This is a genomic window from Paraburkholderia sp. A1RI-2L (assembly GCF_048957375.1).
In the GTDB taxonomy this organism is placed as follows: Bacteria; Pseudomonadota; Gammaproteobacteria; order Burkholderiales; family Burkholderiaceae; genus Paraburkholderia.
This window is the reverse complement of record NZ_JARBTA010000001.1, coordinates 111,788-136,097: the sequence shown is the minus strand read 5'-3', so window position 1 is coordinate 136,097 and position 24,310 is coordinate 111,788. Positions and strand designations below refer to the sequence as shown.

Genomic DNA, 24,310 nt, shown 5'->3' with positions numbered 1-24,310 from the left:
AGCGACGCCATGCCGACCAGCACCAGCCGCAAACTCGTGATCCTCGACCGCGACGGCGTGATCAACGTCGACTCCGACGCGTTCATCAAGACCGTGGACGAATGGATCGCGCTGCCGGGCAGCCTCGAAGCGATCGCCCGCCTGAATCAGGCGGGCTACCGCGTCGCCGTCGCGACGAACCAGTCCGGCATCGGCCGGGGCCTGTTCGACACGACGGCGCTCAACGAGATGCACGCGAAAATGCAGCGCCAGGCCGCCGCGGTGGGCGGACGCGTCGATGCCGTGTTCTTCTGCCCGCACACCGCGCAGGACCACTGCGACTGCCGCAAGCCCAAGCCCGGCATGCTCAAGATGATCGCCGAGCGCTTCGAGATCGATCCCGCGGATACGCCCGTGGTGGGCGATTCGCTACGCGACCTCCAGGCTGGCGCGGTGCTCGGCTTCCCAACGCACCTCGTGCTCACCGGCAAGGGCAAGAAAACACTCGCAGCGGGCGGCCTGCCCGACGGCACGAAAGTGCACGACGACTTGCGCGCGTTCGCGCTCGACTTCCTCGCGAACGAGTCGGCTTAACCCGACCCTGCAGCCCTGCCTCCCGAACGGTCCAACCGATACCGATGCGCTTCATCCGCTCCCTGCTGCTGTCGATTTACCTGGTCGTCTACACGATTCCGTACGCAATCGCGTGCTTCATTGCGTTCCCGTTCATGAACGCGGAGCGGCGCTACTGGATGGCCGCTGGCTGGTGCCGTTCGACATTGTTCGTCGCGCGCTGGCTCAACGGCATCCGGTACCGCATCGAGGGCATGGAGAACCTGCCCGACGGCCCCGCCGTGCTGCTTTCGAAGCACCAATCGGCTTGGGAAACGCTCGCGTTTCCAGCGCTGATGCCGCGTCCGATGTGCTACGTGTTCAAGCGCGAACTGCTGTATGTGCCGTTCTTCGGCTGGGCGCTGGGCATGCTGAAGATGGTTCATATCGACCGCAAGGAAGGCAAATACGCGTTCGCGTCCGTGACGCGCCAGGGCAAGGCGCGCATGGCCGAAGGCGCGTGGGTCATCATGTTTCCGGAAGGCACGCGCACGCCGGTGGGCAAGCAAGGCAAGTACAAGACCGGCGGCGCGCGCTTTGCGATCTCTACAGGCGCACCCGTCGTGCCGATCGCGCACAACGCGGGACATGTCTGGCCCCGCAACTCGTTCCTCAAATATGCGGGTATAGTCACGGTGTCGATCGGCAAGCCGATCGATACAACCGGGCTCACGCCCGACCAGTTGAATACACGCGTGGAGCAATGGATCGAAACCGAAATGCGACGCATCGATCCTGACGCGTATCGCGAAACGGATGGCGCATCGGTGGACGCCGCGCGGACTTGATGCTCCGGCGGCAAGGCGGCTGTCCAACCTGCGCTCGCTGCGTTATCCACCACGCTCGTCATACGCCACGCACGCCATTCCGCACCTAGCCTGACGATGCAGAAGTCACCCACGCCGCGCCCTTCAGCGGCGCTCGATAACGGGCAGCTCGATTTGCCGCTCTTTGCCGAGCCGGCGCCCGTTGTCGCTCCCTCTCCGGCATCGCCCTTCCACGCACCGCCTTCCACACCATCGCCGTTCAGGTCGCCCAAGGGGCCGCTTGCGCCGGATGGCACGCGTGTGCGCACGCTCGAAATGGGCGCGCGCACGCTGCACTATCGGCTCAAGCGCTCGTCGCGAAAATCAATTGGATTTGCCATCGATGCAAGCGGGCTCACGATCACCGCGCCCCGATGGGTGACGATTGCCGATATCGAAACGGCTATCGCCGAAAAGCAGCGCTGGATCTTTGCGAAGCTGATCGAGTGGCAAACGCGCGTGGAACAGCGTGCGCTGCCGCGCGTGGAATGGGGCGATGGGGCCGAGTTGCCTTATCTCGGCAAGCCGATGCGCGTGAGGCTTGGCGCCTCGCTGCTGGCCTTTGACGAGGTGACGCGCGTGCTGGCGCTGCCACTGCCGCTTCATGCGGATGCGCAGCAGATCAAGGACCGGGTGACCGGATGGCTACAGGGCGAGGCGACGCGTATTTTCGGCGAGCGGCTTGCGGTTTATGCCGCGAGGCTTGGGGTGACGTTTCGGTCGTATGCGCTTTCATCGGCGATGACGCGCTGGGGGAGTTGCTCGAGCGAAGGAAGGATTCGGCTCAACTGGCGGTTGATTCATTTTCCGCTTTCGGTTGTTGATTACGTCGTGGCGCATGAACTCGCGCATTTGCGGGAGATGAATCATAGTCCGCGATTCTGGCGGACTGTGGAGTCGATCTTTCCTGAGTTCAGGGAGGCCAGGAAGCAGCTCAAGCAGCATCCGCCGGAGATGTGAGAGGGCAAGGTCAATCGTGGCGATTGCAAATTCTCGCCGGAACGCCCACGGCAATTGAATTCGCCGGTACATCTGCCAGCACAACGGCGTTCGCCCCTATTTTTGCTCCCCGTCCGATACGAATTGGTCCCAGAACAGAAGCACCGGCCCCAATCAGTACATCGTCCTCAATAAACGGAGCGCCAGCCTTTCCACTCCGTCCACCAATGACTACATTCGGCGAAATGACGACGTTGTCACCGATTATTGCGTGACGATGCACTACGATACCCAAACCTTGATAACCGAAAATCACATTCTTCCCGACCTTAACTGATGGAGGAATAGATACGGAAAAGAGAATCCTATTGATCACCTTGAAAATCCACGGCAATAAAGGAATATAAATCAAGTAAAAAAAACGTGAAATCCTGTAAATATATAGCATCTGCCCCTCGCCAATTAACTTATCCAAATCATCAAATTCTCAAAATAACCGCCCCCCAAAATCATCCTCTCATCTCTCGATACCGGCAATTCTCAATCTAATAAAATCAAAACCCAGAATTATTCCAACGAATATCAAAAAGAAAACAAACCCCGCATCCCAATATCCATTGTGGATAGACATGATAGAAAGCGCAAAGATGTAACAAAATCCAAATTTACCTAATGCCCCCCACCTCTTCGCTCTCCTCCATAAAATCCCAATACCAGCAGAAATTATGAAAAACCCGGCAAAAACACCGATATATCCAAAATCAACATAAAGTGCACCTTGCAGCGTGGGCGTGATACTCATTGGCCTGCCGGACACCCATCGAGCCGACGTAATGTCCCCAATTATATTACGAGCCCCCCAGTGTTTTCCTGGCAAAAAGGTCTCATAGTTGCTGAGAAAGAGGCCACCGTACATATATTGATGTAACGCACTGCCTATAGAACTGACAGTGCTCTGACTGAAATCCAACATTGCCAGCGCAGGAACGAAAGGCCACAAATACCTGTGATCACTCATATACCGAAAATCGATATTTCCGAAAAATGTGATCAAGTCATAGCTTTGGGAAACACGATACGCGGCAAATATTGCCGCAAACCCAATTATCACAAAAATAGAGACAAGTCCGAACAATAAAGCCCTCCCTCTTGGCATTCTAAAAACAATTTGATAGACAAAAATCACCAAAAAAAAGACTAGGACGGGGGTTCTATATCCAAAACAAAGAACGCCAATTACATATACGATTGGCTGAATTAGGCCAATCCTCTTATTACACTCCATGGCAGATATCATTCTGACAAGAATCCAGAACCCATAAAACTGAATCAAATTGAAAGCTAACGCAGAATTTCCAAATCGATCCTCCCCCATAAAAAGAGGGATTCCACCGCTCATTAAGATAGTCAATGCAAGACAGACAACGAAAATCGAGAAAAAGAATACCGTCAATTGTCTGGACGTCCTCTGCCTTGATACTGACGATACGACTTTCCTTCCTCCTCGCCTGCAAAACAAAAGCGCTAACAGGAAGCCGCTCAATCCTGTTATAAACAATTGCCAACACAGACCTTTGTCATACGCACCTCTAATCGTCCACGGCGTATTTATTAACCCGACAATATTGTAAGCAACGTAGATCCCGAGGAACAGCATAAAGGGGTTGACGCGCTTCAACCCGGTTTCAGCAGATTGGCTTAACTTACTGTCGTTGCCCAAATTTTTGATTAAAGAAATTCTCGCGCGAGGCATTCTGTTCCCCAACTTCTCATTATCGCATTCAAAAATATGTGCAGCACCCGTCGCCATGAACCATGTAAAATTAAATTGCTCCTGCAAATTTATTCATACACCCACAGCTTGCACGGCCATTACTGGCGCGGTTGTAGATATGCCTTTCCAAGCATATAAACGAACTGCGCATTAGTTACCAAATATCGCTTCCACATACGTCGCGGCTCCTGAATTACCCGATAAAACCACTCCAACCCGCTTCGCTGCATCCATTTTGGAGCGCGTCGCACCTTCCCTGCGACAACGTCAAATGTGCCGCCAACGCCCATGACAAAATCAACACCTAGCTGCTCCTTCCATCGCTCGATGAATATCTCCTTTTTTGGAGACGTAATGGCAACAAAAAGTAGCCGTGCGCCAGAATCCCGAATCTTCTTGACCTGACTTTCTTCATCATCCCAGAAATAGCCGTTGCCAAATCCAGCGATTTTAATACCAGGGTATTTTTTACTCAAAATATCGGCGGTTTTCTCGACAATAGCATCGGTAGCGCCAAGCAAATAGAGTGGAAGTCGCCGTTCACTTGCCATCTCAACAAGCTTATAAAAAAGATCAACTCCCGCAACCCGTTCAGAAACGGAATTCCCAAGCAACCTTGCGCCCCAAACCACACCCATCCCGTCAATATTGATAATGTCACAACCCTTGACAGAGGATGCAAGATCGGGATTTGATTGCATATGCACGAGTTTTGCAACATTCACTACAACATGCTGTGTAAAAATACCTCGCTCCACTCTGTCTGCAATCCAGTCGACGGTCTCTCCCATCGTAGAAGAATCCATGGGACAACCAAACACATGTATTCGCTTCATAGCATCACACCAATTTATATTGTTCAGAGCTCGCTACGATAGGGTTCATCATTTCCCGTGCCCTTCTCGTACTCTCACATCAGTGAGTACATCGTCCGTCAAAGTGAAATTATTTTTTTGAAATATAGAAATACGCCCGTAATACAACGTTCTCACGTCAACATCAGTAGGCTTTGTTTTCCATCCGGCTTTATACAGGCCAACTTTTAAATATGCCGCATCGTCACCCGGATATGCGTTAGGGACACCGAGAGTCTGAAAAACACGCTCCCCATCTTTGAATAGCTCAGTAACAGCTTTCTCTCCCATATCATCGGGGATATAGCGCAGAGTCCAATCAACAACTCGCCCCCTGTCTGCCTCCAAATTTCCAAATATTTTCCCAACGGAATCCACAGATTTCCCCGTTCTGCTACGCACGCCATATCCTGCGTCTGTCGAAAAGAAGAGTGCGAGCGTTGGATATCCCCAATGAATTTGAGCTCCCTGATGAATCTGCGTAATGACTTCAGGTTGTTTTTTATCAAATTTATAATTCGATGGAATATAAGTCTGCCACTTCACAACATACTCGTTATTTCGGTGGAATTTTATATACTCCCCAAATGAGATTTCTGCCCGAGGCGTCCCATTAGCCACATGTCCATAGTTCTCATCGCGTGAAATTTTCACCTTGAGAGCATATGGCATCACGGGATCCCCAAAATCCACAACCTGGATAGAGTCCTTGTCCGGCATTTGATATTGGATGTTTCTGTCGACCCCGTGTTTCCATGCGGACGAAAACAAAACGTCAAATCCCGACATATCCATATTATCTGCGAGCACGACACCTGGAATCATCACAGGAAGAATGGCAAAAAGCCATAATCTATTAAATTCAGATCTCATTTATAAAAATATATATATTTTGCGTTGGTTAACAGCTCTTCACCGCCACTCCATCAACAACCCGCCTCAATATGCGTGATATATTTTCTATTCCGAACGACTCGTCGATCCATCTCGCGCCGCTTCCCCGGACGATTTTCGAATTCAGGCAATTCGCTTCCAGAATAGCCGAGGCAAGATTTTTCTCACCAAGTTCGTCGACATAGATCGCTCCTCCGTGGCGAATAACCTCCATTACAGGCGGATGGCGAAACGCGACGATGGGCAAGTCATAGCATTGAGCTTCCACGAAGCTCATTCCGAATGAATCAACTTTGCTCGGCAGACAGAAGACACTGCATTCCGATAGAAGGTTAATTTTGTCTTGATCGGCGACCCACCCCACCAATGTTACCCGTGAGCCCAGTTTGTATTTCTCGACGTCTGCCTTGATTTCCTCCGCTAATTCTCCATCGCCAGCCACCACGAGGCGAAAGTGATCAGGAAGGTTTGACATCGCACGAACCGTTTCGGCAATACCTTTACCCTCAACAAGTCGCCCCATCGTCAAAACCGTAATCTCACCATTAGCGCTTCCGGTACGCTCGGGATAGTGTGCGCAAACCCGATAAGGATTCGGCACCACATTCGCCTTGGCGGCTAGGTCGTATTTATCCAGCAAGGCACGCGCGTACGACGTCAGTACAATGACCCCGCTGGATAGTCCAATCAGCGCTCCGAAAATCGAACGCCACATTGTGCGTTCGAGATACCCCTCAAGATAGGGCGTATGCAAATAGACAATGACGTGTTGTCTTGCTACGCCGCGCAAAAACATGGCGAGAACAAGCATTCTGATGATGCAGAATCCTGACCCCGGATGCAGATGAAAAATAAGCGGTGACCGCCCCTCTCTCAGAATCAATCCAGCACATCGGAAGAAAGAGCAGATCCAAGGACCAAATTTTCCGCATATGCTCCGGCCATTGTGGGTTGAAATGAACTCGGTCCTGCCCAACAGGCCCAATGCCTCAAGGTGCATAGGAATAACCGTGGCAACCCCCCCCTTTCCTCCCCGCGGTTCAGTGGACAGGACTACATTGCATAATGTCATCACAAGACCCGTATTGTCATTTTCATTACCTGCGCAAGCTCCATGTCCAATCAGCCTGCCCGAACCGCAGGCTCAAGTAACGGCATGCTGAATTTTCGGAGAATGATGTTGCGTAAGCCTGTCACGAAAATACATACAACCAGTACAAACGCAAAATTAAGTCCGCCAAAAAACGCATAAAAAATACTCAGCGCCACGACAAACAGACTGCAGGTGACAAGATTGACGGACATCGACTTGCGGCTTTCTTCACGAACCATCAGCACATTACTAAACGCAGTGCTTAGCATGCTAAGAGAGCTTTGCAAGCAAATCGCAAGGCTGCAGATCATTGCGTACCAGAGCCCCTCGTGCGCCCCAACAAAGACCCCGAACCCGAGCACAATGAATGCATTCACCAAGAATGCTCCACCGCAAGCTTTCATAATCTCGCGGTTAGTTTGCACAGTGATCTGCGCTAACGACTTTCCCACGCTCACGTACTTGCTTAGGTCGGGGAGCCGATACATCGAGATTGCGCGAGGAATCAATCCGCTGATGGCGCTGATGGACGCAAATAGTGATATCACACCTGCGAATCGGGCGCCGTCGGTATAGTTCGCAATCGGTACGAGACTAAGCGCGACTCCACCGGAAAGGAAATTCGTGAAGCCGAATTCAATCCCCTTCAATTCGAACTTTCCCAACCAGGGGAATCGCTCTGGCAACCCGACGTTCAGCAGCATCATTGCCCCGGTCACAGCTAACGCGGCGCCCAGAGGTAATCCCGCACTCATTCCCAAGCGATGAAAAGCGACCACGCAGCCGGCAGTCACAATGAGAAGAAAGACGTCGTAGGCAATAACGCGACGGTACTCCCTCATTGAGAGAAAATAGTGCCGTGTCACTTGATAGAACGTCCATCCCAGCATGATTACCATGATCTCCAATCCGGAGATTTCCGGTTTGAAGAAATACGACCATAGAGCGACACCTATTCCACATATCAGTAGCGATACGGATGCCATTCGCAGCAATTCATAGAACCGCTGAACCCGTTCTTCTCTGCCATTCGCCGCTGGCACACGAGCCAGAATCAACGTAGCCCAGCCAATTGCGGTAAAAAACGCCAGCATCTGCGCTACGGAAAACGCCGATGCCGCGCGCCCAAGATCGCTCAGAGAATAGACCTTTTGAATCCCTACGAACGCCAAGACACGATAAAGTCCCGGCATACCGGTCGCGATGATCGCCTCTGCTTTTCCGATTAGTCGTCCGTAGTTCATCGTCGATTCAATTACGCCCGGAGACGATCTTCACCTGCGGCACATGGTGCAAATCGTCCCCAGTCTCAAATGGGCCTGCTACATTGTGTTTGCCGACGGCGGGCACGACCTCAGGCACGCGCCAACACTCCACGCGTATCAATCACCACCTTCGCCTGCAGGCGAATCGGGTCGACCTGCTTGAACTGCACGTGATCCACGAGAATCACGATCACGTCCGCCTCGGCCAAAGCCGTCCGCAAATCGCAACGCTGCAGCACGCCTTCGAGTCCCTCTGGCAATTCGCGGATGTTCGGCTCGACCGCCATCACCTGCCCGGGAAAACGCCCGCCAAGTTCTTTTGCAATTTCCACCGCAGGACTTTCGCGCAGATCATCGATATTTGCCTTGAATGCAAGTCCCAGACACGCGATAACCGGCTCGCGAAACCGATTCGCCGCGTTCTCGACGCGCTCGACCACCCAATGTGGCTTGTCGTCGTTCACGTTTCGGGCGGCACGAATGAGGCGCGCCTGTTCGGGCGCCGAGTCGACGATGAACCACGGATCAACCGCAATGCAATGGCCGCCCACGCCCGGTCCGGGCTGCAGAATGTTCACGCGCGGATGGCGATTCGCCAGTTTGATAAGCTCCCACACGTTGATGTCCAGTCGGTCGCATATCAGAGAAAGTTCATTCGCAAACGCAATATTCACGTCGCGGAACGAATTCTCGGTGAGCTTGCACATCTCAGCCGTTCGCGCATCGGTAACGATGCATTCGCCACGCACGAACACTTGATAGAGTTCTCGCGCAGCTTCGCTGCATCGGCTCGTCATGCCGCCAATCACGCGGTCGTTCTCAACCAGTTCTCGAATCACATGACCTGGCAAAACACGTTCCGGGCAATGCGCAACACGCACGTCCGACGCCTCCCCTGCCTGTTGCGGGAAGGTCAGATCCGGACGCATTTCAGCCATCCACTCGGCAATCTTTGCGGTCGCCCCGACAGGCGAGGTCGACTCGAGCACAATCAGGTCTCCCTTCTTCAATATGGGAGCAACCGCTCGGCTCGCGGCCTCGATATAAGACAGATCAGGCTTATGGTCGTCCGAGAACGGCGTAGGAACGGCGATAAGAAATGCGTCGGCAGGCTCCGGCATCGTAGTCGCGCGCAAGTATCCTTGCGTCACCGCAGCATGCACGAGCATGTCGAGTTCAGGCTCAACAATATGAATTGCGCCGCGATTGATAGTGTCGACCGCATGTTGATTCACATCGACGCCAATCACTTTCTTACGCCTGGCGGCAAATGCTGCTGCCGTCGGCAAGCCAATGTAGCCTAGCCCTACAACCGAAATCGTTTCGAAGTTCATGATGTTGGTGTCTTGATTAGTCGTTGCCTTCACGCCGCGCGCGGCGCGGTACTCCAATTGGCCTTCAATGCTTCCGCAATACGGCCGCATGCCAGCCCATCTCCATACGGGTTGTCGCCTCGGCTCATCGCCACGTACGCTGAGCGGTCATCGAGCAGTCGCGAAACACCCTCGACAATCGCCCGCACTCCGGTGCCAACAAGCTCTACGACGCCAGCGTCGATCGCCTCCTGACGTTCAGTCGTATCGCGCATCACGAGCACTGGCTTGTGCAACGAAGGCGCCTCCTCCTGAATGCCCCCCGAGTCGGTCAGAATCAAATGCGAGCGGTCCATCAGGCTCACGAATGGTAAATAGTCGAGTGGTTCGATCAAGTGGACGTTGGCAATGCCCGTGAGCAAGCGATTCACCGGCTCGCGCACGCTCGGATTCAGATGCACGGGATAAACAATGTCGACATCGGGATACGCGTAAGCCAACTGCGAAAGCGCGGTACAGATGCGCTCGAAGCCATCACCAAAGCTCTCGCGGCGGTGCCCTGTGACCAGCACCAAACGCCTGCCTGCCTCCTGCAGCGCAGGCAGGCTCCTCTGAGCTTCCGCGCGCAAATCTGCGTCGTTAGCGAGACGCCCACGCACATGCAGAAGTGCATCGATCACGGTATTGCCTGTCACCGTGATCGATGCGTCATCCACCCCTTCCCACAGAAGGTTCTGCCGAGCCCGTGCCGTAGGTGCGAAATGGAGCGTCGCAAGCGCACCTGTCAATTTGCGATTCGCCTCTTCCGGCCATGGAGAAAGCAAATTGCCGGTGCGCAAACCTGCCTCGACGTGTCCGACAGGAATACGTCTGTAGAACGCCGCAAGCGTCGCCGCCATGGTCGTGGTGGTATCGCCATGCACGAGCACGATGTCCGGCTGGACGCGTTCCAACACACCGCTCATGCCGGAAAGAATCGAAGTCGTCACGCCATAGAGGTCCTGGCCGGGCTTCATGACATTCAAGTCGAAATCCGGTTCGATGTCGAAAAGGGCAAGAACCTGGTCGAGCATTTCGCGATGCTGGCCAGTCACGCACACCTTGCAATCGAAATGCGGATCGCTCCGCAGACGTTGCACGAGGGGTGCCATTTTGATTGCTTCTGGCCGCGTTCCGAACGTTAGTAGTACTTTTTGTTTCATTGTCATGATCTCGCATAAGCAGCCCCCAGGAAGGCTGGGCTTCTTGCGTTAGTCGGCCTTCTTCCGATAATCCGAATACGCGCCGTAAGCCGCCCCGCGCTGCGGCACATCGGTCAGCAACACGCCGTCCACTGCAACGCCCGCGCTGGCGAGGTGACGAGTCGTCTCCCTCAATTCCGCAGCCGAATGCCGGCCATGGCGCACCACCATGAGCGTCGCGCCCGCCGCCTTGCCGATCAACACCGGATCGGTCACTGCAAGCACAGGCGGCGAATCCACGATCACCATGTCGTAGGCTGCGGCAAGCGCCTTGAGTACTGTCGCAAAGCGCTCGCGCAGCAGGAGTTCCGAAGGCCGGTCTGGTATTGCACCCGCCATCATGACGTCAAGGTTAGGCAGCACCTGGCGATGAATGACCTCGGCGGCCTCGCGCCCAGTCAGCACCTCTGAAAGACCCGGCTTGCCATTGATCGAGAAATAGGAATGCACGTCGCCGCGCCGCATATCGGCGTCGATCAGCAAGATGCGCTTGCCTGTCGAAGCCAGCACCGTCGCCAGATTCACGGAGACGAACGACTTGCCCACACCGGGCCTCGGGCCCGTGATCATGACGATGTTGTTCTCGGGCTTGAGCACGCCGAACTGCAGCGCCGTGCGCAGGCTGCGGAGCCCTTCAACCGCGACGTCATCCGGGAAGGCCGCCGCCAGCACGCCTAGCTTGGACGGATTGCGGCGCACCGACTGCTCGAGCGCAAGTTGCTTGTCGCTATGCGAGATGATCGCGTAGACAGGCACCTCCACGGCGTGCTCGATCTCCGCAGGGCTTTCCAGGCCACGATTGAACATGCGACGCCCCAGCGCTACAACGCAGCCAAGCAGCAGACCCAGCAAGGCCGCAAGCGGAATCACGAGGAGCTTCTTGGGGCGCACCGGCCTTTCCGGCACGACGGCGAAGTCGACCGTGCGCACGTTACCGAGCTGCCCCGCCTTCAACACGCGCAATTGCTGTGTGCTGTCGAGCAGCTTCATGTAGAGGTCTGTATTCACCTTCACGTCGCGCATGAGGCGCAGTGCTTCTTGCTGCGTCTGCGGCAAACCGCTCACCTGGTGCTCGTATTGATCCTGCAGTTGATCCAGTTCGGCGATGCGTGCATCGACTGCCGCTACTGCGGGATGCGAGGGTGTGTATCGCTGAACCAGTTCGGCGCGTTGCTGCTGCATTTCGGTCAAGCGGGACTTCGCGTCGACGACAGCTTGCAGCAGGAGCTTGCCTTGAGCGTCGAAGTCAATCGCACCTGTCTTCGCTCGAAATGCGTTGTAGCGCGCCTCTGACTGATCGAGGTCAGCACGCAACTTTGGCAACTGGTCGCCAAGGAAGGTGAGCATCTGCTCCGCTTGTGCCGATTTGCGGTCGACGTTGCGCTGCACGTACAGGCTCGCGATCATGTTGATCGTTGCGGTGATGCGCTGCGCGTCCTCGCCATCGAGCTTGACGCCAATAATGCCCGACTGCTTCGTTTTCTCGGCAAGGTCCAGTTTCTTTTGCAGTTCCTCGACTGTCTGTTGGGTCGAATAACGCCTGAGATCGAAGTTCGTCCCCGGTCTCGCCACTAGCGAGGCCACGGTCAGCCGCACGGGCCCCTCGGCAACCATGCCGCTTACCGCGTCCCCCACGCGCGCACGCACCACCACGCTGCCGTCCGGATCCATGAGCTCGTAACGCTCGGCGTCGAGTGAGCGCAGTCTGAACGCCTTTTCATACAGCACCGCAGGTACTTCGAACTGCGAAACACTGATGCGTTCTCCACCCCATGCATAGCTACCCAAGCCGAGTACCGGCTTCGCGAGATCGGAGCCGCCTTCGCCCTGCGATCGGCGCGCAATCGCCCCACCAATCAGCGGGAAATAATGCGGCTTCGCACTCACATCCAGATGCAGCCTGTTCACCGTCTCGCCCACGACCATGCGCGAGCGGATCAGTTCGATTTCCGCGTCCGCGGTCGCCTTGTTCTGGAACAGCGATGCCAGATCGCCGAGCTTGTCATTGATCGACCCGGTCCCCGAATCGTCATCGACCTGAATGACGGCATCCGCGCGATAAACCGGCGCCCCGAGAAAGGCATATGTCGTGCCGAGGAGCAGCACGCATACCGCCACGATTACGATCTGCTGCCAACCTTCGCGAAGAACATTGAAGACTTCGGAAAGATCGATTTCGTCGTCATCCGCCTGTTCAGCCGGATGGTTTTGCTTAAGAAGGGTCATGATTCAGTGCGCCAGTCCTGCCAGTACGTCACTCCAATGCGCGACGCCGTGCTCGATCTGCGCGAATGCGAGTTCGAATGCAACACGATGGCGCTGATACGGGTCGACGACATCGACGCCATCGTTCTCGTTGAGCCTGTAGACCTTGCCTCGCGCATACGGCCACGCTTGCTCAATCTGCTCGCGCTGCACTTTTGTCATCGTCAGAATGAGGTCGGCCGCGCGCACCTGTTCGTCGGTGAGCGCCGTGGCGACGTGCTTCTCTAGCTGCACGCCGCGCTCGCGGGCCATTTCGAGGACGAGCGGGTCCGCCCCCTCTCCAACCAGCGCATGTGTGCCGGCTGAACTAAAGCCGATATCAGGCAGCGCCTGCGCGAGCATGGCGCAGGCCAACGGACTGCGGCAGATGTTGCCTTCGCAAACCACCAGAACGCGATCGATCATTTCGCCACCAACCCTGCAGTCAAGCCCGCGTTAATGGCCGGGATCAGCAGCGTCAACACGCGATTGAAGCGGACAAGGCCGTTGCCGTCGACGTACACGACGTCCTTGGGCTGCAGGTCGAACTCCTTGGCGACGAGCATGGCCACTGGCGAGCGTCCGTCGAGGTGGAAGACCTCGGGCGTGCCACTGAGCGACCCGCGAATCACGAACATCTGTGCGGCATCGGCTGTCGACGAATTAACGCTGCCCGCCTGTGCAATGGCATCCGCCAGCGTGATGCGCCCCGTGCGGCGCGGAATGGCCGAGATCGGCTTGTTGACTTCGCCCATGACGTAGACGTCGTTTTCGTCGCGTGCGATCACGCGCAGCAGATCGCCAGGCTGAAGATAGAGCTTCGACGGGCTCACGCCACCCGCCAGCATTTGCGTCAGATTGATACGGTGCGAAGTGCCGCCGCGCACGAGCACGAGATCGCTCTGATCAGCGGTATCGGCAAAGCCGCCAGCACGCGAAACGGCTTCGTACAACGACATCGGGACGTCATTCACTGCGACCACGCCCGGACTGCGCACTTCGCCGTCGACGTACACCTCATGGGCGCGATAGGACGCCATGCGCACCGTCACCTGCGGCTTGACGAAGTAGCGGCCGAGCGCGGCCGTCAAGCGACGTTGGACCTCCTCGGTACGCAACCCGGCAACGCGCATCGTTCCCGCATAGGGAAACGTCAGATCGCCGGTCTGATCCACCACGAAGCCCGAAGATGGGTCGCCGGGCCGCGTGGATGCCTGCGCCTGGCCCGACCCCGTGGCGGCAGCAATTTCCGGGTGATCCCACACCACGATCTGCAGCACGTCGCCCGGGCCGATGCTATACGGCTGCGGCACGGCGGAAAGCAGCTTGACCTGGGCCTGCTGCTTCGCGCGGCGCTCCTCCTGAATACGCCGCACGAGCGCCACGTCCAACTCGGTGATGGCGATCTCGGGGGTCGCGCCGGTGGCGTTGGCCACCTGTGTCGACTTCGTGCCGCCATCTGCGATAGTTGACGAAGCGTCGGCCGGCATGGAATTCACCGTCGGCATAAAGGTTGTTTCCATGCGCATTCCCGGCGCCACCCCGCACGCGGCCAGCACCGAACACATCGCGACGGCAACGCTCACATGAGAGACGTGAATGGTTCTAGCGCGGCACATGCCACGGTGCCCGGGAATCGACGGTTTTTTCAATCGTTTCAGCACTTCAGCGTTCCAGCCAATCAATAAGCATTGCGATGAACCAGTCCCTTGAAGATCGTCGCCAGGACGATTTTCATGTCGAGCCAGAAGGACCAGTTGCTGAGGTAATACAGATCGTGTTCGACGCGGCCTTGCATCTTTTCGATGCGATCGGTTTCGCCGCGAAATCCGTTCACTTGCGCCCAGCCCGTGATGCCCGGCTTGATGCGATAGCGATGGATATAGTTGTCCACGATGTCCTGATAGAGCGTGTCGTGCTCGATGGCGTGCGGCCTCGGACCGACGACGGACATCTCGCCGCGCAGCACGTTGAAGAACTGCGGCAGCTCGTCGAGGCTCGTGCGACGCAGGAATGCGCCCACGCGCGTGATGCGCGGGTCGCCGCGCTTCGCCTGCTCGACTACACCGTGGGCCTGGGCGTGCAAGCGCATGCTGCGGAATTTGTAGATGTTGAAGACCTTGCCGTTGGCGCCCTTGCGCCGCTGCGTGAAAAGCACCGGGCCGCGTGAGGTCAGCTTCACGGCAATAGCAATGGCGAGCAGGAGCGGCGAGATCGCAAGCAATACGAAGCAGGCGAACAGGCGGTCGAAAACTTCCTTTTGCGCGAGCGCCTCCGCCGAGATCGGCGAGCCAACGAGATTGATCGCCGGCGTACCGCCCAGATTCACCATCTCACCTTCAAATAGCGCGAGACCGCTGACGTCGGGAATAAAGCGGATGTTGACCAGATCGTTGCGGAAGAGCTCGGTGAACTCGAGAATGGTTTTTTCTTCAGAAAGCGGTAGCGCAAGCCAAAGCTCGTCGATGCCGTAGCGACGCACATACGACGCGAAGCCTTCGCGGTCGCGAAACGCCGGTACGTTGCCGGGCGACTCGCCAAGATCCGGGCCGGAGTCGAACAGCGTGGCGACGTGATAAATCGAATCGGGCGTCGTATCGACCTTGTGCAGCAACTGGCGGCAGTGCATGCCGCTGCCGACGATCGCGACGCTGCGATAGCTCGCCGCCTGATCCGCGCGGTGCAAGCTGAACGCGGAATCCAGCAGCCGGCACGCGATGAGCCCAAGACCGGAGACGAGTGCCCACTCGGAGAACCACGCGAGTGCCGGATGGTACGGCCGGTGCATCATGGAGGCGATCAACGTGGCGCCTGCGAGCGTGAAGAGCCATACGATGCCGGGCACGCAAACGCAGCGCCAGAACAGGTGCGCGCGCGCGGTGCGGTACAGCCCGAAGACGGGAAACACCAGCAATGCGGCCAGCAGCGTGAATGCAACGAGAGCGCTGTCATAGCCGGCGTGCCCCGGCATGCCTTTGCCGGACATTGTGATGTGCGCCCCAGCTGCGATAACGAGCATGTCAAGCAGGCGAGCCCAAAGGCTGCTGTGGGAGGACGGTGCTCCAGCCTCGGTTTGAATGGGCAAGTTCATCGCATTTCCTTCGGATATTCGTGTTCTCGCGCGATAGCGCCTGCGCGGCTGCCTGGAAGGCCGGGTGCTGCCGATTGGCGGCCAGAAGCAGACGGATCATTCGATAAGATTCCAGCCACATAGCGCACCCGAACATGCGTAGAACATAGGACTGCCTGGTTGAAGGAAAGCCTGCATTTTTTGAATCGCTCTCAGAAAATCCTGGGCGCTAACGCGTCGAGAGCAGCCTGATTCCTGCAAGCTGCCCAAGACGGCGTCTCCGCCGGCTTCGCGCGCGATATACTTCCCAGAACTGTTTTGTAGTTAGTTAATATCCGAGGGACAGAGTCTCGTCTGCCGAGCTATTCTCGTATATAGGAATGCTCCGAATTGGCCTTGCGAAGTAACGCCCGGATGCCATGAAGAAGTCTTGAAATACGTCTCACATTCAACCCAATTGGGTTATGCACAAAAGTCCGCCATCTTCAAATTAGGATTACAAAGTAAATGTATCGACTTGTATCCGTCTGGATGAAATGCGAAAAATGCGTCGGAATTTTAGCGATGCAGAGTGTGTCAGTCGGATGTGTTGGCCGAATAACATCCGAATCTTCATTCAATCCACGAGGGGATTTTTAAATTTGTTTAAATCGCGCTTTATTTCCCTTTTTATTGAAAGCGCCTCACCGATTTACAACTTATCTCGACAAATAAGGTAGTGACGTCAGAATAACCTGACGCCACCGTGCGAAATCGTTTTACTTCTTCTGGATAAACTCGATCTTGTATCCGTCCGGATCCGTGACGAATGCGATCACCGTCGTCCCGTGTTTCATCGGCCCGGCCTCGCGCACTACGGTGCCACCCTGCGCCTTGATCTTCTCGCAGGCGGCGTAGGCATCGGCCACCTCCACTGCCAGATGGCCAAAGCCCGTGCCCAGGTCATACGAGGGCGTATCCCAGTTATGCGTAAGCTCGATCACCGTACCATCGCGCTCGTCGGTGTAGCCGACGAACGCGAGCGTGAACTTGCCTTCGGGATAGTCGTCGCGGCGCAGCAGTTTCATGCCGAGCAATTCGGTATAGAACTTGATCGAGCGGTCCAGGTCGCCAACCCGGATCATTGTGTGCAGAAGGCGCATCGTGTACTCCGTTTTGCCATCGTCAAAAACGCGACTGTACCAAAATCCCGTCGGCGCTGCCGACGCCGGCCACACCTCGCCGGCCGCGCCTCGCCGGCCGCACCGATTTGCTCTAGCATGGACGCCATCTCGAAGCCGCCAGGGTGCGATGCGCCCTGGCCAGCGTCGCCGACAACAAGTGAGGCAAAGGAGCCGACATGCGGATTCTGGTGGTGGGTGCAGGCGCGACAGGCGGTTATTTCGGCGGACGACTCGCCGCCGCGGGGCGCGATGTGACGTTTCTGGTGCGCGACGCGCGCGCTGCGCAGTTGCGCAAGGACGGCCTCGTGATCCGCAGTCCGCATGCCGGCGATCTCACGCTGCGCGATCCCAAAACGGTGACACGCGAGGCGCTCGAGTCGCCGGACACTCAGCCATTCGATTTGGTGCTGCTGAGCTGCAAGGCCTACGATCTCGACAACGCCATCGACTCGTTCGCGGCGGCCGTCGGGCCCCACACCGTCATCCTGCCGTTGCTCAACGGAATGGGCCATCTGGAGCGGTTGCAGGCGCGCTTCGGCACGCAGGCGGTACTCGGCGGGGTTTGTCTGATCGCCTCCACCCTCAATGACAAGCGCGAGATCGTGCACCTGAACGATGCACAGGCCATCTCGTTCGGCGAGCTCGGCAATGGCGCCTCGCCGCGCGTCGAGGCCATTGCCGGCACTTTCGGCAACGCTGGCTTCAACGTGAAAGCCAGCGCGAACATCCTGCAGGAAATGTGGGAAAAGTGGGTGTTCCTCGCGACGCTCGCGGGCAGTACCTGTCTGTTTCGCGCGCCTGTGGGTGTCATCGTCGCGACGCCGGACGGTGCGGCCACCATCGAACGTCTTTTCGCCGAATGCCGCGCCGTAGCCGCCGAACACGGGCACGCCGTGCGTGAGAGCTTCCTCGAGCGCTCGCGCGCCATGCTGTTCGCTACGGGCTCGACGCTCACGGCCTCGATGCTGCGCGACGTGCAGAACGGTTCGCGCATCGAAGCCGATCATATTCTCGGCGATCTGATCCGTCGCGGTAGCGCAGCGCAACGCGCATCGAGCGAGCTGTCGGTGCTGCGGATCGTCTATAGCCAGCTCAAGGCGTACGAGGCGCAACGCGCCGAAGCGGGCTGAGACCTCCGAAGGGCACGGCGCCGCCCTCGCACGCTTACGCGGCCGGCGCGTCGCCCGGTGCCCGGGCGGCCTCGACCGCCTGGGCTACGCGCACATACTCCTCCACCGGCACGTCTTCCGCACGACGCGCGAGGTCGAAGCCGAGCGCTTCGAAGTCCACCCGCTCGCGGTAGTCGCCAAGCGTATTGCGCAGCATCTTGCGCCGCTGCGAGAACGCCGCCGTCACGAGCTCGCCGAGAATCGCCTCGTCCACGCGCGGCAGTTCGTGCGGCGCATACGGAATCATGCGCACGATCGCCGAATCCACTTTCGGCGGCGGCTGGAACGACTCGGGTGGCACGTCGAGCAGCTTGTCGATCACGTAGCGATACTGAAGCATCACCGTGAGCCGGCTGAACGCCTTGCTGCCGGGCTCGGCCACCATACGCTCGACCACTTCGTTCTGCAGCATGAAGTGCTGGTCGATCACACGCTCCGCGAAAGTCGCGAGATGGAACAGCAGCGGGCTCGAAATGTTGTACGGCAGGTTGCCGACGATGCGCAGCGTGGGCTTCTCGCCCGGCGCCGCGAGCGAGCCGAAATCGAACGCGAGCGCATCGCCCGCGTGCAGTTCGAGCAGCGGCCCGAATTTCTTGGTGAGGCGCGCGATCAGGTCGCGGTCGAGCTCGACCGCGTGCAGCGGCGCTTCGGGCGTAGCAAGGCGCTCGATCAGCGGCTCGGTGAGCGCGCCGAGGCCTGGCCCGATTTCGACCATGCGTTCGCCGCGCTGCGGGCGGATGACGTCGACGATCGAGTCGATCACGCCCGTGTCGACGAGGAAGTTCTGGCCGAAGCGCTTGCGCGCGAAGTGGCCCTGGTGCTGTCTGCTGCTATTGGACATCCTGGTCAGATCAATGGGTCAATCAGATGGCGCGCCGGTGGCGGGCCATCGAAACGGCGGTGTCGATGGCGGCGATCAGGCTGCCCGCATCCGCGCGGCCGGTGCCGGCGAGGTCGAGTGCGGTGCCATGATCGACGGACGTGCGCACGATCGGCAGGCCCAGCGTCACATTGATGCCTTCGCCGAACGTTGCGTATTTCAGGACCGGCAGGCCCTGGTCATGAAACATGGCCAGGACGCAGTCGGCCTCGTTGAGGTAGCGCGGCTGGAACAGGGTATCGGCGGGATACGGGCCACGCGCATCGATGCCCGCGACCGTGGCTTGTGCGAGCGCCGGCGCAATGACGTCGATTTCCTCGCGCCCAAGGTAGCCGTTTTCACCCGCATGCGGATTCAGTCCCGTCACGAGGATGCGCGGCGTGGCTACGCCGAAGTGATGGCGCAAGTCGTGGTCGACGATGCGTAGCGTGTCGAGCAGCCCGTCGATCGTCAGCGCCGCCGGCACGTCCTTGAGCGGCAGATGCGTGGTGGCGAGCGCGACGCGCAAGGGCCGCGCGCCGGTGCCCGCGAGCATCATGACGACGCGCGGCGTCTTTGTGCGTTCGGCCAGGTATTCGGTATGGCCGGTAAACGGCACGCCGGCGTCGTTGATCGTGCTCTTTTGCAGCGGCGCGGTCACGATGGCGTCGAACTCGCCCGCCATGGCGCCGTCGATGGCGCGGTCGAGCAGCGCCAGCACGTACGGGCCGTTGGCGGCGTCGAGCTTGCCGGCTTTCGCCGGCGCGGCGAGCGCAACGGGCTCGACGCTCACGTGCTGGCCCGCCAGCACGGCGGCCCAGTCGACGCCGGCCGCCGTCGCGCGCGCTTGCATGAGGTTCGGGTCGCCGAGCACGACGAATTGCGCGCCGGGCCAGTGCGCCGAGGCGCCCGCGAGCGCGGCGGCCGTGAGCTCGGGGCCCACGCCGGCCGGCTCGCCGGTGGTGATGGCGATGCGAACCGGCCGCGGCCCCCGCGGCGCTGAAGACGATGAGGCGGGAGCATTCACGGCGCGATTCCTTCGAAGACGGGTCAGTGTTGCTGCGGCGGAGTCAGGCCGCCGATCTTGTAGTCGACGTAGGCAGTGTCACGCAACTGGCGCAGCCAGTCGGCGTAGGCCTGCTCCGCCTTGCGCTGGCCGATGGCCTGGCGCGCGAGATCCATCTGCTGCGCGACGGAGCCTTCGGCCTCGCGGCGGCCCAGCACCTGGATCAGGTGGTAGCCGTATTCGGTGCGCACCGGTTCGCTGATCTGGCCGTCCTGGAGCGTGTTCATGGCGCGCTCGAACTCGGGCACGGTTTCGCCCGGGCTGATCCAGCCGAGGTCGCCGCCCTGCGAGGCCGAGCCGTCCTGCGAGTACGTGTGCGCGAACTTCGCGAAATCGCCGCCCGCCTGCACTTCCTTCTTGATTTCCAGCAGCTTCTGGCGCGCCTGCGGCTCGGACGTGCCGTCGCCCACGCGCAGCAGGATATGGCGCACGTGCGTTTGCACGAGTTGCGGCGCCGAGGCGCTCGTGCCCTGCCCCTGGCGACGCTCGACGAGGCGAACGATTTCAAAGCCGTCGTTGGTGCGGATCACCGAGGGATTCACCTCGCCCGGACGCAGCGTGGACGCTGCCGTCACCAGTTCGGGCGGCAGCTTCGCGGGCGGCAGGTAGCCCATGTCGCCGCCCTTGCTGGCGTCGGCCGCCTGCGAATTGGACTTCGCGAGGCTCGAGAACTTGCTGCCCGACTGGGCCTGCTTGAGCAGATCGTCGGCCTTCTTCTGCGCGGCCTCGATGTCGGTCTGCGACGCGTTCAGCGGCGCCTTGATGAAGATGTGCTCGAAGTGCAGGTCGTTTTGCTGGCCCGCGTTCGGCCCGCGCTGGCTCGCGATGTAGTTCGCGACTTCGGCGTCGGTGACCGAGATCTTGCTGTCCACTTCCTTCTCGCGCAGCTTCGAGAGCGTGAGCTCGGTGCGCGCGTCGCCCATGAACGTCGCCCACGGCACCCCGGCCGCCTCGATGCGCGTGCGGTAGGTGGCGAGGTCCATGCCGTTGGCCTGGGCCAGACGCGCGAGCGTGCGCTGCACGGCGGCGTCATCGACCGCAATGCCGTCTTCCTTGGCCTTTTGCAGCTGGATGCGCTCGAGCACCATCTGGTTGAGCACCTGCGCCTGCAACTGGTCCATGGGCGGGACCGGCGCGTTCTGCTGGTTCAGGCGGCGCGTGATGAGGCCAACGCGGTTGTCGAGCTCGCGCTGCGTGATCACACCGTCGTTGACGACCGCCGCGATCGTGTCGGCGGTGCGGCCGCCGGCGGGCGCCAGCCCCTGTGCGAACGCCGGCGCGGCCGGCAACAGTCCTGCGACAGCGAAGATGCTCGCAGCAAGCGCTGCCAGGCGAAGCTTTTTCATGATTCCCACTGATACTCCAAAGTTGGCGGGCAGCTTCGCCCGTCTCTATGCAACCGACCTCGCGCTGTATCCGAACGCCCGGCCCTGCGGCCGCATGCCCTGGTTCACGCGTTATTGGTAATCCGTGAAGCGCGACGGCAGCGGCAACTGCCCCGGCGGCTGCGTGTAGCCCGGCACGCTGGCCTTGAACGCCGAAACGAGTCCGTTGTCCACGTTCGACAGCCCCTTGAGCGTGAGCTGCGCGAGAAAACGCGTGGACGAATTGTTGCCGCCCGTGGTGTTGATCCCGTTCGCATAGCGCTGCACGCCAACGCCGAGCGCCCAGCAATCCGCGTCGTACTGCATGCCGACCAGGCCGTCGACGATCTTGTGGCCGTTCAAATCGTAGTTGAAGCGGCCCACAGCGTACACCCGATGCGAGAACGGCCATTGGGCCGAAATCAGGATCTGGTTGATCGGCTGATTGTCGAGCGTGCTGTTGTTCTCGCGCGTGTAGCGATATGCGACGTTCAGCACGCGGCTCGGCCCCGGGCTATAGCCGAAGCCGACGCTCGCCTTGGTCAACTGGCCCGCGTCGGCATTATATTGGAACGCCGTTTCCGAAGCGAAACCGCCCCCGATCTTTAGCGACATCCCCGCAATCAGGTCGGAATGCGCCGATCCCGAAGTTGGGGCCGGTTCACCCGCGACGGGCGGCAGCAGCGTGACGCGCTGGTCGGTGAAATAGTACTGCTGCGCGATCACGAAACGCGCGCGCTCGTCGCCCGTGGCCGCGTCGATGAAGCGCGTGGTCAGCGCCGCCGTGAGGCGGTTCGCGTCGGCGATGCGGTCGTTACCGACGAAGGTGTTGGGCGTGAAGATCTCCGCGAGGCCGAAGTCGGCCTCGGCGGTATCAAAAAGGGGCGCGAAGTCCTGGTTGCGGTACGGCGTGTACACGTAGTACAGGCGCGGCTCCAGGGTCTGGATATAGTCCTGGCCGAACAGTTGCACCGAGCGGTCGAACACAAGCCCCGTGTCGAAGCTGAAGGTCGGGATCGATTCGGTGAAGCTCTTGGGCGTGCCCGCGGGCGAGCCAGTGCCGATGTTGCTCAGGTTGTAGTCGGCGAAGTGCCATTGCACCTTCGGCGTGACGAAGTAACCGGGCCCCATCAGCGAGTACGACAGGTACGGATTGAAGACGACGCGGTCGCCTTCGGTCGCATCGGCCGTGGTGATGCGGAAGCGCGAGTAGTCGGCTTCCATGCCGTAGTCGAAGCCGCCCACGTTGTACTTCGCGTACTTCACGTTGAGCTCGGGCTCGCGGCCGTACGGCGCGACTGACGGTGACAGCGTCTGCCAGTGCTGGTAGCGGCCGAGCACGGACCACGGCCCGTTGTTGTACGTCAGGCCGGCTTCCTGCTGATACAGCGTCTGCGTGCCGTTCAGGAACTGATTGGCGGGCGACGCCAGGTCTTCCGGATAGGTGTTGTCCGAAACCTTGTTGTAGTAGATGTAGCCGCCGAACCCGTTGCCGAAGTTCTGGTTGTGCTGGATGAACAGCGCATAGCGGTTGGTCTTCGTGATCGCGTCGTTAGGCAGGAACGTGCCGGTAATCGAGCCCGAGTAGTTCGTCGACAGATACCGGTAGTTGCCCTCCAGGAACACGCCGCGTTTCGAGATGATCTCGGGCGTGAACGTGAAGTCGCGGTTCGGCGCGATGTTGAAGTAATACGGCATCGACAGCTCGAGACCGTTCGTCGAGCTGATGGAGAACGTCGGCGGCAAGAGGCCGCTGCGGCGTTCGCCCGAAAGCGGAAACGTGAACCACGGGCTCGCGAGGATCGGCACGTTCTGGAAGAACAGCACGCCGTTGTGCGCGACGCCTTCGTCGGCGCCCGTGTCGAAGTCGAATTCGGTGCCCTTGATGTACCAGGCCGGATCCGACGAGCACTGGCAGGCCGTGTAGGTGCCGTTGGTGAGCACCGAGCGCTCGCTGTCGAGCAGGTCCGCACGCTCGGCGCTGCCCGAGCCGCCTGTGGCCGAGAAATGGTACTTCGGCGCGGGCATGAAGCCTTCGTTCGCCTCGACCTTCAGGTGCGCTTCGGGGCCGGCGAAGGTGGTGCCGCTCTGCGAGACCACGACATTGCCGTAAGCGTCGGCCATGTCGGTGTCCTGGTCGTAGTGCAGCGCGTCGCCCTTGACGACGTTGGTGCCCTGGCGCAACTCGGCCGCGCCCTTGACGGCGAAGTCGGTGCCCGACGTGCCGGTGGTCGATTCGCCGAGCACGAACGTGGCCGGGCGCTGGCCCGGCGCTTTTGGCTGGTCCTCGAGCTGCGGGGAAAGGCGCAGGCTCCACGCGTCGTCCAGCCGCTGGGGCTGCGCAGCGTCACCCGCAAGCTGGGCGTGCGCCAGCGCGGGCATGAGACCCGGCATGGCCACGAGCGCCGCGATGAGCCGCCGCTTGCCCGGCACGCCGTCGTCACTTTTGGAGATCGTCTGGAAATACTGTCTGGGCGGCATGTATGGTTTTGGCGTATCGGCCCGTCAGCCTGCCCGCCCATCACGGCCCTGGCGCCAGTGCATTGACGGATGAACCCCGGCCCGGGCGAGAATCCGGTTGGGGGCGACGGTCAAAGCAACTATC

At 59.1% G+C, this 24,310-nt stretch carries 21 protein-coding genes; 4 read left to right on the top strand and 17 right to left on the bottom strand.

What is annotated here, in order from left to right; translation table 11 throughout:
* Window positions 1-9 precede the first annotated feature (9 nt).
* The 3 genes from gmhB (at window position 10) to PWP93_RS00575 (ending at window position 2,357) form a co-directional block, all read left to right on the top strand.
* Window positions 10-573 carry a D-glycero-beta-D-manno-heptose 1,7-bisphosphate 7-phosphatase gene (gene gmhB, locus PWP93_RS00585; protein WP_421043098.1) on the top strand — a complete coding sequence of 188 codons (564 nt, stop codon included), beginning with the start codon at window positions 10-12 and terminating at the stop codon, window positions 571-573.
* A gap of 44 nt (window positions 574-617) precedes the next feature.
* Complete coding sequence (locus PWP93_RS00580) at window positions 618-1,379, top strand: lysophospholipid acyltransferase family protein (protein WP_421043097.1); 762 nt, start codon at window positions 618-620, stop codon at window positions 1,377-1,379.
* Between the two features lie 96 nt (window positions 1,380-1,475).
* The gene (locus tag PWP93_RS00575) at window positions 1,476-2,357 is read left to right on the top strand and encodes a M48 family metallopeptidase (RefSeq protein ID WP_421043096.1); all 882 of its coding nucleotides are present in this window, start codon (window positions 1,476-1,478) and stop codon (window positions 2,355-2,357) included.
* A 10-nt stretch (window positions 2,358-2,367) separates the two neighbouring features.
* Here PWP93_RS00575 and PWP93_RS00570 read toward each other — a convergent pair whose 3' ends face one another.
* The 13 genes from PWP93_RS00570 to gloA form a co-directional block, all read right to left on the bottom strand.
* Window positions 2,368-2,811, bottom strand: coding sequence for a serine O-acetyltransferase (locus tag PWP93_RS00570; RefSeq protein ID WP_421043095.1), 444 nt, complete (start codon window positions 2,809-2,811; stop codon window positions 2,368-2,370).
* A gap of 42 nt (window positions 2,812-2,853) precedes the next feature.
* Window positions 2,854-4,176, bottom strand: a complete 1,323-nt coding sequence (locus PWP93_RS00565) for a hypothetical protein (protein WP_421043094.1) — start codon at window positions 4,174-4,176, stop codon at window positions 2,854-2,856.
* Between the two features lie 32 nt (window positions 4,177-4,208).
* Window positions 4,209-4,901, bottom strand: a complete 693-nt coding sequence (locus tag PWP93_RS00560; RefSeq protein WP_421043093.1) for a WecB/TagA/CpsF family glycosyltransferase — start codon at window positions 4,899-4,901, stop codon at window positions 4,209-4,211.
* Window positions 4,902-4,994: 93 nt separating this feature from the next.
* On the bottom strand, window positions 4,995-5,837 hold the full coding sequence (locus tag PWP93_RS00555) for a heparin lyase I family protein (RefSeq protein ID WP_421043092.1): 843 nt from the start codon (window positions 5,835-5,837) through the stop codon (window positions 4,995-4,997).
* 28 nt (window positions 5,838-5,865) lie between these two features.
* A complete protein-coding gene (locus PWP93_RS00550; protein ID WP_421043091.1) occupies window positions 5,866-6,669 on the bottom strand; it encodes a glycosyltransferase family 4 protein in 804 nt (267 codons plus the stop codon).
* A gap of 311 nt (window positions 6,670-6,980) precedes the next feature.
* The gene (locus PWP93_RS00545; RefSeq protein WP_421043090.1) at window positions 6,981-8,195 is read right to left on the bottom strand and encodes a hypothetical protein; all 1,215 of its coding nucleotides are present in this window, start codon (window positions 8,193-8,195) and stop codon (window positions 6,981-6,983) included.
* Between the two features lie 110 nt (window positions 8,196-8,305).
* Window positions 8,306-9,550, bottom strand: a complete 1,245-nt coding sequence (gene wecC, locus PWP93_RS00540; protein ID WP_421044967.1) for a UDP-N-acetyl-D-mannosamine dehydrogenase — start codon at window positions 9,548-9,550, stop codon at window positions 8,306-8,308.
* A gap of 29 nt (window positions 9,551-9,579) precedes the next feature.
* Complete coding sequence (wecB, locus tag PWP93_RS00535) at window positions 9,580-10,731, bottom strand: non-hydrolyzing UDP-N-acetylglucosamine 2-epimerase (RefSeq protein WP_421043089.1); 1,152 nt, start codon at window positions 10,729-10,731, stop codon at window positions 9,580-9,582.
* A gap of 48 nt (window positions 10,732-10,779) precedes the next feature.
* Complete coding sequence (locus tag PWP93_RS00530) at window positions 10,780-12,996, bottom strand: polysaccharide biosynthesis tyrosine autokinase (RefSeq protein ID WP_421043088.1); 2,217 nt, start codon at window positions 12,994-12,996, stop codon at window positions 10,780-10,782.
* Window positions 12,997-12,999: 3 nt separating this feature from the next.
* The gene (locus PWP93_RS00525) at window positions 13,000-13,440 is read right to left on the bottom strand and encodes a low molecular weight protein-tyrosine-phosphatase (protein WP_421043087.1); all 441 of its coding nucleotides are present in this window, start codon (window positions 13,438-13,440) and stop codon (window positions 13,000-13,002) included.
* Entirely contained in the window at window positions 13,437-14,504 is a 1,068-nt protein-coding gene (locus PWP93_RS00520) for a polysaccharide biosynthesis/export family protein (RefSeq protein ID WP_421044966.1), read from the bottom strand. Before PWP93_RS00520 ends, PWP93_RS00525 begins: the two co-directional genes overlap by 4 nt.
* Before the next feature lie 191 nt (window positions 14,505-14,695).
* A complete protein-coding gene (locus PWP93_RS00515; RefSeq protein WP_421043086.1) occupies window positions 14,696-16,105 on the bottom strand; it encodes an undecaprenyl-phosphate glucose phosphotransferase in 1,410 nt (469 codons plus the stop codon).
* Window positions 16,106-16,842: 737 nt separating this feature from the next.
* The gene (gloA, locus tag PWP93_RS00510; RefSeq protein ID WP_421043085.1) at window positions 16,843-17,226 is read right to left on the bottom strand and encodes a lactoylglutathione lyase; all 384 of its coding nucleotides are present in this window, start codon (window positions 17,224-17,226) and stop codon (window positions 16,843-16,845) included.
* 197 nt (window positions 17,227-17,423) lie between these two features.
* Here gloA and panE point away from each other — a divergent pair, with 197 nt between their 5' ends.
* A complete protein-coding gene (gene panE, locus PWP93_RS00505; protein WP_421043084.1) occupies window positions 17,424-18,377 on the top strand; it encodes a 2-dehydropantoate 2-reductase in 954 nt (317 codons plus the stop codon).
* 34 nt (window positions 18,378-18,411) lie between these two features.
* On the opposite strand, the gene rsmA is transcribed toward panE, so the two are convergent.
* The 4 genes from rsmA to PWP93_RS00485 form a co-directional block, all read right to left on the bottom strand.
* On the bottom strand, window positions 18,412-19,257 hold the full coding sequence (gene rsmA / locus PWP93_RS00500) for a 16S rRNA (adenine(1518)-N(6)/adenine(1519)-N(6))-dimethyltransferase RsmA (protein ID WP_421043083.1): 846 nt from the start codon (window positions 19,255-19,257) through the stop codon (window positions 18,412-18,414).
* Between the two features lie 22 nt (window positions 19,258-19,279).
* Window positions 19,280-20,302, bottom strand: a complete 1,023-nt coding sequence (gene pdxA, locus PWP93_RS00495) for a 4-hydroxythreonine-4-phosphate dehydrogenase PdxA (protein WP_421043082.1) — start codon at window positions 20,300-20,302, stop codon at window positions 19,280-19,282.
* 23 nt (window positions 20,303-20,325) lie between these two features.
* Window positions 20,326-21,696, bottom strand: a complete 1,371-nt coding sequence (locus PWP93_RS00490; RefSeq protein WP_421043081.1) for a peptidylprolyl isomerase — start codon at window positions 21,694-21,696, stop codon at window positions 20,326-20,328.
* Window positions 21,697-21,798: 102 nt separating this feature from the next.
* On the bottom strand, window positions 21,799-24,186 hold the full coding sequence (locus tag PWP93_RS00485) for an LPS-assembly protein LptD (RefSeq protein ID WP_421043080.1): 2,388 nt from the start codon (window positions 24,184-24,186) through the stop codon (window positions 21,799-21,801).
* Window positions 24,187-24,310: the final 124 nt, after the last annotated feature.